Raw genomic sequence first — 14438 nt, 5'->3', positions numbered from 1 at the left:
CGTAATATAGAAACCAGTACCATGAAAAAAATTATCAATACCACAAAAGCCCCCGCTCCAATAGGACCTTATAACCAAGCAACTTTGATCAAGGATACCCTATATATTTCAGGGCAAATTCCCATTGACCCGGCAACTGGTGAATTGGTTCAGGGAGACATCAAAATGGAAACCAAGCAATCCATGGAAAACTTGAAAGCTGTTTTGGAAGAGGCCGGAATGACCTTTGAGCACGTAGTGAAATCGACTATCTTCATAAAAGATATGCACCAGTTTGCCCAAATCAACGAGGTATATGGCACCTACTTTAATGCGGATACTGCTCCTGCCAGGGAAACTGTGGAAGTTGCCAATCTCCCCAAATTTGTGAATGTGGAGATTTCGATGATTGCCGTTAAATAGTCTCTTTGTGGAATTCCACTAGACCTTCAATAGGTCTTCTTCGAATAACGCCGAGAATCAAATCATTGCGCTCCAAACAGGCTTCAAGTTCGTCTTGAAGAAAATGGGCAATACTTCCAACAAAGCTTATAGGTACTTTTGTGGCCAGTTCAAACTGCATGATGTAGTTGTTCACAAACTGCTGTAATCCCTTTTCTATCACTCCTTTACAATAAGGATGCTCTTTGTTTTCAATGATAAAACGGGCAAAGGTTGCCAGATAGGTATTGGGGTTGGGCTGCTTGTACAGATGTTCCTTGATCACGTCCGCATCCAAATCGTATTCCTTAGCAAACTTGATACCCAAATCCTGTGGCATTTTGTGGAAGTAATAATCCCGAAGCAATTTACGTCCGAAGAAGTTGCCACTGCCATCGTCCATCAAAATGTATCCTAAAGAGGTAACTTTTTGGATAAGTTGGTGGCCATCATAATAGCTACAATTGGAACCCGTCCCTAAAATGCAGACAATACCTTGTCTACCAATTTTGGTGGTGGCATAAATGGCGGCATAGGTATCTTCCCTAACTTCGGTTTTGGCATTGGGAAAGAAATCCTTGAAAATGGCTTTCAGGAAATTTTTCATTCTATCCGTACCACAACCGGCGCCGTAGAAAAACAATTGACGTACTTCTGTCCTATTTTTGGAAAGTTCAAAATTATTGGCCAAACGGTCTTCAATAACCTCACGGGTCAACACTTCAGGACTTAACCCTAAGGTTTGGGTCAAGAACAATTGCTCTCCTTTATCATCAAGGGCTATCCAATCGGATTTAGTGGCACCACTATCCACGATCAAAATCATACGTCAAAAATTTTAGGTTGAAATTTTGGGAAGAGAGATTTCTCCCTTCCCAAAACTATAGTGTAAGATACTAAATTATAGGCTAGCTGCGTGCAACGCCAACTCTACCAATTTGTTGGAATATCCGGTTTCGTTGTCGTACCAAGACACCACCTTGAAGAACGTTGAGTTCAACTCGATACCTGCATCGGCATCAAAAATGGAAGTTCTTACGTCTCCAACAAAATCTTGGGACACCACCAATTCGTCAGTATAACCCAAAACACCTGCCAATTCGCCTTCAGAAGCTTTTTTCATGGCCTGCTTGATGCCTTCATAAGAAGTTTCTTTTTTCAATTTAACGGTAAGATCTACCACAGAAACATCCGCAGTAGGCACCCTGAAGGCCATACCGGTAAGTTTCCCTTCCAATGCAGGGATTACTTTGGTCACCGCTTTAGCGGCACCGGTAGCAGCCGGGATAATGTTCAACAGGGCACTTCTACCTCCCCTAAAGTCTTTTCTTGAAGGACCATCCACTGTCAACTGGGTAGCAGTGGTAGCGTGTACCGTAGTCATCAAAGCTTCTTCAATACCGAACTCATCGTTAAGTACTTTGGCGATTGGCGCCAAACAGTTTGTTGTACAGGAAGCGTTGGAAATAATGGTATCAGTTGGCTTTACTTCTTTGTGGTTTACACCCATTACGAACATAGGTGCATCTTTGGAAGGAGCTGAAATCACCACTTTTTTGGCACCACCATCAATGTGAGATTGGGCCATATCCAAGGTAGTGAAGATACCGGTACACTCGGCAACGATCTCAGCACCAACTTCGTCCCACTTCAAATTTTTGGGGTCACGCTCGGCAGTAATCCTGATTGTCTTTCCATTAACGACCAAATGGCCATCCTTTACTTCTACGGTACCATCGAACAAACCATGTACCGAATCGTACTTCAACAAGTAGGCAAGATGGTCTACATCCAACAAATCGTTGATGGCCACAACATCTACATCTCCTCTTTTAACGGTTGCCCTAAAGACCAACCTTCCAATTCTACCGAATCCGTTGATTCCTATTTTCAAATTTGACATTTTTACTTTTTTAAAGTGTTTACATTAAGTTGTCATTATATCGGAAACTCTGATGAGTTCTTCGTCTACTTCCGTATGGGACTTGATGGCGTCCGCCAAGGGCGTCAATACCATTTTAGTGTCTCGGATACCTACCATCAGGTTCGATTTGCCTTCCAAAAGGCTCTCCACGGCTTTTACTCCCATCCTACTGGCTAAAACCCTATCAAAACAAGTTGGGTTACCTCCACGTTGCATGTGTCCCAAAACGGAAACACGCACATCATAAATAGGGAGATGTTCTTCCACATATTCCTTCAATTGGAACACGTTCTTCCCAATCTTATCACCCTCCGCAACGATCACTATGCTCGATGATTTACCGGAGGCCTTACTACGTTTGAGGGATTCCAGCAACCTTTCAAGCCCAAGGTTCTGCTCAGGGATCAAAATTTCCTCCGCGCCGGCCCCTACACCTGCGTTCAATGCAATATGGCCCACATCACGACCCATTACTTCCACAAAGAACAAACGGTTGTGGGAACTTGCTGTATCCCTTATCTTATCGATTACCTCAACTACGGTGTTGATGGCCGTATCAAATCCAATGGTATAAGAAGAACCCAGGATATCATTGTCTATGGTACCCGGAATTCCGATCACTGGAAAACCAAATTCCTCCGTGAACTTGAGGGCACCTGTGAAACTTCCGTTACCACCAATGACCACAAAGGCATCTATTCCTTCTTTCATCAACTGTTCATGGGCCTTTTTTCTTCCCTCCGGAGTCCTAAATTCCTCACAGCGGGCCGATTTCAATATAGTACCCCCTTTGTTGATGATATTGTTTACACTTCGTGCATCCATGGGCTTAAAATCCCCTTCGATCATTCCTTGATATCCTCTGTAGATGCCCACGCACTCCTTTCCCAAATACGCACAGGTTCGTACCACTGAGCGTATGGCCGCATTCATTCCGGGTGAGTCCCCACCTGATGTGAAGACGGCAATTTTCTTGATTTCTGAAGCCATTAAAAATTTTAAGAGGTCAAAACTAGGAAACTTTATTGAAATTATGAATGGCTTAATAATTTATTTAATTTCAATGGATTCCTCAAACGTTTTCGTAAAATTTTAGATGAAAAACGTTTAAAAATATAAATTTATCTTGGGCTTTTTGGGATATTATCCGCCTTTTGGGAAAACCGGATCAGGCTATCCTTGCCCATCACTTCCGATGTAGGTCTTTGGGGGGCAGGTTGTTGTTTCTTTTCCTTTTTTTGGAAGACCTTCTGCATCAGTTCCCGAAAGCTATCAAAATCCACTTGGTAAGAAAGTCCCACGCCTTGGGTGTAGCCTTGTCGTTCAAACAAAAACTGTTGTATTTGGTTTTCCCTATTAAAAATCTTTGCACTCAAGGTTCCTTGATCGTTCAACAACACCTGAACTTCCACATCACCGGCCACCACGGTCTCGGAAACTCCGCCAACCGGAACCCCGACCCTGCCGTTCACAAGGATTTTGTCGGAAATTTGTGTGGAAACTGTCACCCCGATCCTATTTTCGGTTCGGGTGTCGGCATTTGGATCCAATAAACCTTGTTCATAGGAAACCCCAAGATTGAATTTACCATTGTTATTTCCCAAAATGGAGTTGAGCAAACCTGAGGCGGTCTGTATCAAATTCCCAGTAACCGCTTGTTGGTTGATTCCTGTTTGGGCATTTACGAAAGTTCCCTGGGCCAAAAGGAAAAACGCATTACGCTCCTTGACCGTGGGATCCTGCAATCTATATTGAAGTTCCGATTGTACCACGGAATTGGTGCCCGGGAAATCTATGTCAAAATTCACATTGGGCCTTTCCAGCTCACCATCCAAACGGACGACCACCTCGGTAGCGATCCTACCCGTGTACCCGGCATTGTCCAATAACGGGGCCGGATTGGCATTGAGGGCATACACCGCTTCCAAATTCAACTGGGCGGCCAAAGGATCACGCTCCCAAAGAATAGTCCCCCCGGGGCGCACCTTGAATTTCTTATCAATGATCCCACCATATTTAAAATTGTACTCACCTGTCACTGCAACGAATTCCCCATACATGTTGAACTTGCCATTGGTGTTGATCTCGATCAGCAAGATACCTTCCCCGGTACCTTTTAAGGAACTTCCAGAAGCCCTATCCACCACAATTTCCACTTCGGCTTCAGGAGTTATAGTCAAATCGAATCTCATTTCAAGACCTTGATATTCTTCCAAGACCCTTTCTTCCTCAAAGGAATTGGTCTGGTTCTTATCGATGAAATTGATAAAGGAATAGTCACCCACACTGGTTACATCGCTCAATGGTATTTTGAGCGAGGTACCCCTTGCCGTAGATGCATCCACAGCTATGGTCAAAGCATCCGTGGGACCATAAATGCTTCCTGTTCCGTTGATAAAGCCAGTGCCATAATAGAGAGATTCCTCATCATATTCGGTGTTCAGTATCATAAACCGATCATTATTGGTGTCCACATCCAAGCCTAGGTACCAATTGGAGAATTCGGTATGGCTAATGGTACCATCAAGGGTGGCTTTTGTTCCCTCCACCACATCGGACAACCCAACTTTTTCAAAATAAAAGGTTTGGTCAAAGAGCCGAACACGTGAAAATGGGGCAAAGTCGTAATCCACATTCAGATAGGGAATCCCAATACCGGCATCGTTCAAGGTCAGTTCCCCGTTGATGGACGGATTGGTTGCTGGCCCAGTAATTTGTGCACTGCCGTTTACTTTTCCCCTGATGTTGGATATGACCCCATCCCCTAACGGACTGAAGGGTTCCAGTGCAAAATCGGTAAAGTCGGCCGATAAATTGAGTTCCTGTTTATTATTGTAATTGGTCACCTTTCCATTGACGCTTAATTTTTCCTTGCCGTTGTCGTTCAGCCAAGTGCTTACCCCAAATTCCGTGAGGTCATTGTTCCCAAAAATCCCTATTTCCAAATCCCCCAAATGCATGTCATTGACACTAAAGTCATCAATTTTTAAGCTGGAGGTTGGCAAATACTTTCCATCCTTTTGCAAAATATTGAGGAAACCATCCACGGCCCCGTTCAATTTCAGGCTATCGATGGCCGGGGTGATTTTATTCAAAGACACTAATTTAAACTGAAGGTCCAAATCCTTGTATGTGGAATCTGCAATTTCTCCACGCAAACGGATCTGTTCATCATTGTTGTTGTCCATGACCAGATCCTCAATTTTGATACTGTCCAGGGCACTGTTGAAAATCACTTTGTTCTTACTGTTGCCGTCACGGTTCAACACCCACGTATTTCCCTTAAAACTGACGTCAGATTTTTTGAGTCCGATCACGGATTTGTTGTTCTCGTTGAAAGTATGGTAGAAGTTCAGGTTATAACTATCATTGTATTGACTTCCTCCCTTAAATTCTGTTCTAAAGAACAGTGTATCCTTAAGGGTGGTGTTGATCAAACTAAAATCCTTGATATCGTAATACGCAGTGGAAAGATCTTCCACGGATACGAAGGTGTTGAAAAGCGGATTCTTGTTATCGATCTTCACCTCAATATTGCCAAAAGTATTGCCAAATGCCTCTATACTTGGCGATTTGAAGGTAAGTTTGAAGTCCCCTTCATCTGCCACTATACTCCCCCTGATGAAGGTATTGGCATCAAAAAAAACTTCCGGAAAGAACACGTCAACGATCTTATTGTAGATCTTAAAATTGAAATCCAAATACTGTCCATCCGAAATTTCAAAAGGTTTATAGTTGGTATAAATACTACCAATGGAGTTTTGGACCAATCGACCCAATTCATTCACCTTAAACTGGCCTCGCATGTACCCTGTAATAATGTCGGGGGAATTGATTTCAATGGTACGGACGGTATCCTTTTCATAAGAGGAGTTCACCGTAAAATCCTCAAAGAAATAGGTGTCGTTGGCATTTTGATAGGTAGTGTTCGTGAAATTCATCTGCCCGACCATGTTATCCAAGTTGTCCCCTTCAATATCCATGTTGATGTGTCCCTTGAAGATGCTGATACTGTCGTCAATAAAGTTCAGTTTCTTCAAATCGGCATAATCTACCGCGGCAATAAAGTTGAATTTGTTCTCACGACCACCAAAATCGGCAAGACCCTTAAAGTCGAACCTGAAATTATCATCATTACACAACAAAATCCCATCGAACAGTTGATCCTTCAAAATACCCGAAACATTGATTTTGTTGTATTCGTAGTTGTTGTATTCCAACTTGTAGATTTCCCCACGTACCTCGGTGTTAAGGCTTTCTGCCACAAATCCCTTTCCTTCTACGTTCATATCCAAAGAGGTACGGCCCAACTGATCGTTGCTGATGAAATGTCCAAGATCAAAATCCATCAAAGAAATAAAACCGATATAGGAAGCATCATCGATGGTCTGGATGTTGGTCATCTGTAGATCCACATAACTATCCCCTACCGCGGTGTTCAAATTCACCGTGGCATCGATTGAGGTTTCGGTTACTTCCACCTCTCCCCTGACAGTAAATTGCCCCAGCTTTTGTACCGATTCCGGGATGTTCTCACCCAAAATCTTGGGTAATATTCCCCTCAACTGGTAGTAACTCGATGTTAGGTTGTCAATATCGCCGCGTAACACAAAAGGTGCCTGCCCGCTGAACATGTTATCGAACTCAAAATCGCCACGGATGCCCGTATTGTCAGTATATAGAAATAAGTCTTTCACTTTGATCTGGTTGAGCACCCCACTGAAACTTCCAGTAAAAGTGACCACTTTATCCTGGCCAAATTCGTTGTAGAACGTATTCACCTCATTCAGTGCCACGGTTGATTCTGTAAAATCGGCATTCAATTGTACGCGGTCCAAAAACTGGGCAAAATCCTCACGATCGTAAGTGAACACCAATTTTCCTTTAAGTTCGGATTGCTCGGTATCGATGAGCAGGGAATCAAACCGCATTTCTTCTTTGGTATACTTGAAATCCGCCGCCAATTTTTTCAATAGGACACCCCTTCGGGCCAACATGGATAAATCCTCTATGCGGGTGGTAACCTCAGGTCCTAAAATCTGGAAATCGGTCGCCGTGATCTTCACATCGTTGAAATCCAAGGTCTTTGGTTTTTCCAAGTTATCATCGATCAACCGGAATTTACCGTTGTTGATCTCTATTTCATCGGAAGAGAGGAAAAAAGGAGGGGTTCCGGGATCTCTAGGTTTTCCATCATCCAGTTTATCCACAAAAACATCTAGGTTAGTATCTGTTTCCCCTTCGTAAGTTCTCAGGTTGAAGGTGAGGCCATCCACCTCAATATCCCCAAATTCCATTTTGTTGTTGGCCATATTGCGCAGGTTTAAAATGGAGGTGGTCAACTTGTCAATATAGAAAAGGGTGTCTTTTTTGTAGTCTTCAACATAAATGCCTTTTACGCCAGTATTCAAGTTAAAAAGAGAGAGACTTACGCGGTCTATCTGGATATTGGTCCCAAACTCCTCATTGATGGAATCCATGGCATATTTGGCCAACTTCGTCTGCACTACCGGCATGGAAAGTACCAGCGAGCCCAACACCATGAACAGCAAAATAGCCAGTAGGATACGTAATAGTATTTTACGAAGTTTTTTGATAGGGCTTTATGTTTTACCTTTGATGTCCAATTTTTGTTCCAAAACCAGTGACCGACACAAAAAAATATATTCTTGCGATAGAATCATCCTGCGATGACACTTCGGCTGCCGTACTTTGCAATACAAATGTACTGAGCAATGTAGTGGCTACGCAAGAAATCCACAAGCAATATGGAGGTGTTGTCCCAGAGTTGGCTTCTAGGGCACATCAACAAAACATTGTTCCCGTGGTGCACCAGGCCTTGGCCAAAGCAAATATCGATAAAAAAGAACTATCTGCCATAGCCTTTACAAGAGGTCCAGGACTTATGGGCTCTTTACTTGTCGGCACCTCATTTGCCAAGTCTCTGGCATTGGGTCTTGACATTCCCTTGATCGAGGTCAACCACATGGAAGCTCACATTTTGGCTCATTTTATTAAGGATGAAGAGCGATCCAAACCCACCTTTCCGTTTTTGGCCATGACCATAAGTGGTGGACATACACAGATCGTAAAAGTAACGGATTACTTTACCATGGAAGTTTTAGGGGAGACCTTGGACGATGCCGTAGGCGAGGCTTTTGATAAGAGTGCCAAATTAATGGGGCTGCCATACCCCGGTGGTCCTTTGGTGGACAAATATGCCAAATTGGGAACCCCCAATGCTTACGATTTTCCAAAACCAAAGGTGGATGGACTCAATTTCAGCTTTAGCGGACTAAAGACCAGCATTCTTTACTTTTTGCAGCGGGAAACCCAGAAGAACCCCAAATTTGTGGAAGAAAACATCAACGATATCTGTGCCTCGGTACAACATACCATTTTAGATATTTTGATGGAAAAACTTCAATTGGCCGTGGATCAAACCGGCATCACCCAAGTTGCCATTGGTGGCGGTGTTGCCGCCAACTCCGGAATCCGGGCCAGGTTAAAGGAGGCAGAGGAAACCTTGGGCTGGAAAACCTATATTCCAAAATTTGAGTATTGTACCGATAATGCCGCCATGATCGGAATTGTTGGCTATCTTAAGTTCGAAAAAGGGAAGTTTACCGACCAAAGTGTGGCGGCCAAGGCCCGCTATGCTATCGGCAGCTAACCGACCAAAACCAGAAACCATGCAACTTTTCTACCATCCTTCGCTGGACAGCAGTATCAAACAATTTGTGTTTCCACCTGAGGAAAGCAAACATATAGCTAGGGTCCTGCGCAAATCTGAAGGGGATATTGTGCATGTCACCAATGGCAAAGGATACTTGTTCGAAGCTGAAATATTGGTGCCCGATCAAAAAAGATGCAAAGTTCAGATTATTTCTGAACGCAAATCCGTTCCCAAAAGATATAACCTCCATATGGCCGTGGCCCCTACCAAAATGAACGATCGGTTTGAATGGTTTCTCGAAAAGGCAACAGAAATAGGAATTGATGAAATAACTCCCCTGATCTGTGACCACTCCGAAAGAAAAACCGTAAAAATGGAACGTATGGATCGGGTGTTGCAATCCGCCATGAAGCAGTCCTTACAAACGGTACTGCCAAAGCTGAATCCTCCCATGTCCTTCAGCCAGTTCATGGGATTCGAAAACACGGGTCTAAAATTCATTGCCCATTGTGATGAAGGGGAGAAAATGGAATTGAAAAGAAGGGTCATTGCTGATATGGACACTACTATCATGATCGGTCCCGAAGGTGATTTTTCCAAAGATGAAATCGATGCCGCCAAGGCCAAGGGATTTATTCCCATTTCCTTGGGGAATAATAGACTGCGCACGGAAACTGCGGCCATCGTGGCATGCACAACCGTAAACGTTATCAACAGTTAATGCGAAATCTCCCTTTTGGCAGCCCCAGTGATATCAAGGCCTGCTGTTTCCACTAAAAGTATTAAAGTGAGTCCATCGTCCTTGGACACGACACTTGGAATTTGGATGGATGATTCCCCACTTGAATGTTTCAGTTCAACGTGTTTTTCCTGTACCACTATGTTACTGTTCTTTAAGGTTCGGTTTCTGTTCTCGCCCCTTTTCACTTGGGTAACCCGCTCATCAATCACCAAAACCACCCGAAGCAATTTATGCTCAATATTCCCTATTACATCATACGAAAATGCTATCGTTCCGTTGGCTACATCTGCATTGATTATTTTAATTGTGTTCACAACACTAATTGCCCTGCAAGCATCAATTTTGGAATACAGTTCCGCACGGTTGGACCCCACAAAATGCTCCCTCCCATTGACCACCATTTGAGGGGTATAGATGCTGTTCAACCTAAACTTTTTTCCATAGGCCCTTTGTTTCTGGGTATGCTCGGTCTTTGCAAAGGGATCTTTCCAACCTATGTAATCCCAATAATCCACATGATAGGACAACGCAAAGACATCGTCCGGGAATTCCTGTTTCACTTTCCACAAAAGCGCATCAGCGGAAGGGCAACTGGAGCATCCTTGGCTGGTGAACAATTCCAATACCACTGATGAAGAGCCTACAGCATGCCCTTCGGGCATATGGTTATCTTCACCATTACCCATTGCCGGGTTTGCTTTCAATAAGGCCAATAGGGACATTACAAAAAAAGCAGATGAGACAAATATGATTTTTTTTATCATGAATACTGTACATTTGACTAGTTGGTTAATCGTAACTCCATGAGACAACTTACCCAATTGACATTGATTTTAACGTTTTTTGGATCATGTTTGGTCGAGGCGCAGGAAATTGCCGTGCTCAAATACGGAGGTGGCGGGGATTGGTATTCCAACCCAACGGCACTACCGAATCTTATCCAGTTTTGTAATGCCAACATCGGCACCAAGCTCAATCCCCAACCAGAAACGGTAGAACCGGGTAGCGTATCCCTTTTTAAATACCCTTTTGTGCATATGACAGGGCACGGGAATGTATATTTTACGGACGAAGAGGCAGAGAACCTCCGGACCTATCTTCTTTCTGGCGGATTTTTGCATATTGATGACAATTATGGCATGGCCCCGTACCTGAAAAGGGAACTGCAAAAGGTATTTCCCGACAAGCAGTTGGAAGAATTGGGTGCCGATCATCCCATATTTTCCCAAAAATTTAAATTTTCGGAAGGCTTGCCCAAAATCCACGAACATGATGGGAAAAGACCCCAGGCCCTAGGTATTTTTGTACAAGGGAGGTTGGTGCTTCTCTTCACATTTGAATGCGACCTTGGCGATGGTTGGGAAGACCCTACCGTACACAACGACCCTGAGGATGTAAGACAAAAGGCCTTGCAAATGGGTGCCAATATTGTGGAATATGCCTTTAAAAGCTGATTCATGAACTCTAAGACAATAGCAAACGGAATACTACGTGCAGTGGCCATATTGACCGGTATGGTGTTACTTGCCCTGTTTCTTTATAAAATTCAATCCGTATTGGCCTATTTGGCCATAGCGGCGGTGATAGCCCTTTTGGGAAGACCCATCGTCCTGTTTCTTAGGAGACGGTTAAAGTTCCCGAACACCTTGGCTGTGGTAGCCACCATGATATTTATGCTTGCCATTTTCTTGGGGATTCTGTCCTTGTTTATTCCTCTAATTTCGGAACAGAGCAAAAACCTATCGTTGTTGGATATCGACGAGTTGAAATCGAATTTGAACACACTTTACCTGCAAGGATTGGAATATTTTGGAGCCTCAAAAGGAAGTGTTGATAACCTTATTGAGGATGCCCATATGGAAGAGAGTATGCTCAAAGGGCTTGATTTGGGTTTTATACCCAATTTTCTGAACTCGCTGGTCAATGCGCTGAGCAGTTTCAGTGTCGGATTGTTTTCCGTTCTGTTCATTTCATTCTTCTTTTTGAAAGACAGTAATCTTTTGCAAAATGGCATCTTGACCTTTGTTCCCGACAATAAGGAAAGTAACCTGGTAAAATCTATCGATAAAATCAATGGATTGCTCTCCCGATATTTTGCCGGTATACTCCTTCAACTTTTTATCCTCTTTGTAATCTACACCATTGCACTGCTAATCGTGGGAGTGGAAAATGCCATTGTGATCGCCTTCCTTTGTGCACTATTCAACATCATTCCCTATGTGGGTCCGATCATCGGAGGTGTGATCATGATTACCCTTACCATGACCAGTTCTTTGGGCGCGGATTTCAGTACCGTAATCTTACCTAAAGCGCTGTATGTTTTTATTGGTTTGACCATAGGACAACTGGTGGATAACTTCTTCTCCCAGCCCTTTATTTTTTCTGCCAGTGTTAAATCCCATCCATTGGAAATCTTCTTGGTGATCATCATTGCAGGACTCCTTTTTGGGGTGGTGGGAATGGTTGTTGCCGTACCGGGATATACCGCAATAAAGGTAATTTTGAAGGAATTTTTAGCCGAAAACACCTTCGTGAAAAAATTGACCAAAAACTTGTAGTATCAGTTTGAATGAACTCATATTAAATACTGGTGTACAGCATTTTATAATTGAAAATATGGATGCTGACATTATGTCGGTTTTGCTAAAGAGCCAACAATTTGAAGGCGTTTCCCAAAGGGAACTGGCAGAGCAGTTGGAGTCCCGAAAAAAATGTCGGGGAAAGCTACCCGCCTGGTTTCAAACCAAAGGTATTTACTACCCCAATAAACTGAACATTGAGCAGACCAGTTCCCAAGCAACAGCCGAATACAAATCTCGACTGGTATCCGGAAAAAACCTGTTGGACCTCACAGGTGGTTTTGGTGTCGATTCCTATTTTTTTTCGAAGAAAATCGAACAGATTACCCATTGCGAAATCAACACCGATCTCAGTGAAATTGCCCGTCGCAATTTCAATGTTTTGGGTCGCAATAACATCGATTGCTTCCCCGAAGATGGGTTGACGTTTCTTCAAAAGACAGAAGCAACATTCGATTGGATCTATGTGGACCCATCCAGACGAAATGATGCAATCGGAAAAGTTTTTTTGTTGAAAGATTGCCTTCCGGACCTCACCGAACACCTCGATGACATTTTACAAAAAACACAAAATGTTCTTATAAAAACATCTCCTCTTCTTGATATCAAACAGGGTATTTCCGAACTTCAATTTGTAAAAGAGGTACATATATTGGCCATCCACAATGAAGTAAAAGAACTGTTGTTTGTTATCGAAAAAGGATATGTGGGTGCTATTGACATCAAAACGGTGAACCTCTATCAAGGGCAGGAAGACCACTTCAACTTTAACCTCACTGAAGAAGAAAATGCCCCTTTGGAACTGGGGGAACCGTCTACCTACCTTTATGAACCCAATGCGGCCATTTTAAAGTCTGGTGCCTTTAAAGCTATTGGAAGCTCCTATCAACTAAAAAAACTGCATCCCCATTCCCATTTGTACACCTCGTCAGAACTTGTGGAGTTTCCGGGACGAAGGTTTGCCATCCAAACCGTGCTTCCCTACTCCAAAAACACATTGAAATCATTAAGGTTGACAAAAGCGAACATTACCACCAGAAACTTTCCCCTTTCTGTGGCCGATTTGAGAAAGAAACATAAGATTGCCGATGGTGGGGACCATTACCTCTTTTTCACCAAAAATATGGAAGGTGAATTGATCGTACTGGTTTGTGAAAAGGCTTAATCCAGATGCTCTACCCAATCAAAAAACACATTGATCCAATCACGTAGTACCGGGTCATGAAGGGCCAAGGAAAAACCATGCCCACCATGGGGATACACATGCAAGGCCGAAGAAACTCCATTTTCCCGAAGTGCCCTAAAAAACAGGATGCTATTCTCCACGGAAACGCTGCCGTCATCGGCTGCATGAATCAAAAACGTAGGAGGGGCGTCTTTGTCCACATGCTTTTCATTGGACAGGTAATCTATTTGAGCCCCGGTAGGGTTTTCTCCCACCAATGATTTTCTTGAGCCACTATGTGTGCTTACCGCTCCCAAAGTGATCACCGGATAGACCAATGCCATGAAATCGGGACGAGCACTTAAGTCATCGATATCGTCCTGTCTGTCATATACATTTTCATTGTAATGGGTACCCAAGGTGGATGCCAAATGACCTCCTGCGGAAAAACCCATAATCCCAATTTTATTGGGGGAAATATTCCACTCGCCTGCTTTTTGCCTCACCATCCTTATGGCACGTTGCGCGTCTTGCAAGGGAACAATATTTTTATTGCTGGTGATGGATTTGGACCAAGGCAGACGATATTTCACCACTATACCTGCAATTCCTTTGGCATTGAAGGTCTTCGCAATATCGGTTCCTTCCCAATCATAGGCCAAACCGTAATAACCACCACCCGGAAAAATAACCACCGCCTGTCCGCTGGCAGCACGCTTGTTGGGCAGATAAACCTCTATGGTAGGTTCCTGCACGTTGGTAATCCACAAAATGCCATCATCGTTAAACGTCGCATCTTCTTTTTCATCCGTTTCTTTTTGATTAGGAATTTCCTTAGGCCATAGAGGCATAATGGTGTGTTGGGCAGAAATTTCCATGGTCACCAGCATTATTAAAAAGGTATATCTCTTGAAACTTTTCATTTTCTATTT

General features: G+C 43.4%; 12 protein-coding genes. 6 read left to right on the top strand and 6 right to left on the bottom strand.

Features of this window, described 5'->3' with window-relative positions:
* Nucleotides 1–21 precede the first annotated feature (21 nt).
* Entirely contained in the window at nt 22–402 is a 381-nt protein-coding gene (locus GTK07_RS04700) for a RidA family protein (protein ID WP_163633565.1), read from the top strand.
* On the opposite strand, the gene GTK07_RS04695 is transcribed toward GTK07_RS04700, so the two are convergent.
* The 4 genes from GTK07_RS04695 to GTK07_RS04680 form a co-directional block, all read right to left on the bottom strand.
* Nucleotides 395–1246: an N-acetylglucosamine kinase gene (locus GTK07_RS04695; protein ID WP_163633563.1), complete on the bottom strand. Its 852-nt coding sequence runs from the start codon at nt 1244–1246 to the stop codon at nt 395–397. The genes GTK07_RS04700 and GTK07_RS04695 overlap by 8 nt on opposite strands.
* Before the next feature lie 75 nt (nt 1247–1321).
* A complete protein-coding gene (gene gap, locus GTK07_RS04690; protein ID WP_163633561.1) occupies nt 1322–2323 on the bottom strand; it encodes a type I glyceraldehyde-3-phosphate dehydrogenase in 1002 nt (333 codons plus the stop codon).
* 24 nt (nt 2324–2347) lie between these two features.
* Complete coding sequence (pfkA, locus tag GTK07_RS04685) at nt 2348–3334, bottom strand: 6-phosphofructokinase (RefSeq protein ID WP_163633559.1); 987 nt, start codon at nt 3332–3334, stop codon at nt 2348–2350.
* Between the two features lie 131 nt (nt 3335–3465).
* On the bottom strand, nt 3466–7887 hold the full coding sequence (locus tag GTK07_RS04680) for a translocation/assembly module TamB domain-containing protein (protein WP_235932438.1): 4422 nt from the start codon (nt 7885–7887) through the stop codon (nt 3466–3468).
* A gap of 101 nt (nt 7888–7988) precedes the next feature.
* On the opposite strand from GTK07_RS04680, the gene tsaD reads away from it, so the two are divergent.
* Entirely contained in the window at nt 7989–9017 is a 1029-nt protein-coding gene (tsaD, locus tag GTK07_RS04675) for a tRNA (adenosine(37)-N6)-threonylcarbamoyltransferase complex transferase subunit TsaD (protein ID WP_163633557.1), read from the top strand.
* Nucleotides 9018–9036: 19 nt separating this feature from the next.
* A complete protein-coding gene (locus GTK07_RS04670; RefSeq protein WP_163633555.1) occupies nt 9037–9741 on the top strand; it encodes a 16S rRNA (uracil(1498)-N(3))-methyltransferase in 705 nt (234 codons plus the stop codon).
* Here the strand turns inward: GTK07_RS04670 and GTK07_RS04665 are convergent.
* Complete coding sequence (locus tag GTK07_RS04665) at nt 9738–10526, bottom strand: DUF1223 domain-containing protein (RefSeq protein ID WP_163633553.1); 789 nt, start codon at nt 10524–10526, stop codon at nt 9738–9740. The two genes, GTK07_RS04670 and GTK07_RS04665, sit on opposite strands and share 4 nt — an antisense overlap.
* 39 nt (nt 10527–10565) lie before the next feature.
* Here GTK07_RS04665 and GTK07_RS04660 point away from each other — a divergent pair, with 39 nt between their 5' ends.
* The 3 genes from GTK07_RS04660 (at nt 10566) to GTK07_RS04650 (ending at nt 13506) form a co-directional block, all read left to right on the top strand.
* Nucleotides 10566–11216 (top strand): DUF4159 domain-containing protein, encoded by a 651-nt coding sequence (locus GTK07_RS04660; protein ID WP_163633551.1) that lies wholly within the window; start codon nt 10566–10568, stop codon nt 11214–11216.
* Between the two features lie 3 nt (nt 11217–11219).
* Nucleotides 11220–12320, top strand: a complete 1101-nt coding sequence (locus tag GTK07_RS04655; RefSeq protein ID WP_163633549.1) for an AI-2E family transporter — start codon at nt 11220–11222, stop codon at nt 12318–12320.
* A gap of 73 nt (nt 12321–12393) precedes the next feature.
* Nucleotides 12394–13506, top strand: a complete 1113-nt coding sequence (locus tag GTK07_RS04650) for a class I SAM-dependent methyltransferase (protein WP_313790704.1) — start codon at nt 12394–12396, stop codon at nt 13504–13506.
* On the opposite strand, the gene GTK07_RS04645 is transcribed toward GTK07_RS04650, so the two are convergent.
* Nucleotides 13503–14429 (bottom strand): alpha/beta hydrolase, encoded by a 927-nt coding sequence (locus tag GTK07_RS04645; RefSeq protein ID WP_163633545.1) that lies wholly within the window; start codon nt 14427–14429, stop codon nt 13503–13505. The two genes, GTK07_RS04650 and GTK07_RS04645, sit on opposite strands and share 4 nt — an antisense overlap.
* Nucleotides 14430–14438: the final 9 nt, after the last annotated feature.

Source organism: Flagellimonas sediminis, assembly GCF_010500845.1.
GTDB classification, from domain to species: domain Bacteria; phylum Bacteroidota; class Bacteroidia; order Flavobacteriales; family Flavobacteriaceae; genus Flagellimonas; species Flagellimonas sediminis.
Note: the sequence above shows the minus strand (reverse complement) of the source record. Positions and strands in the feature narration are given on the sequence as shown.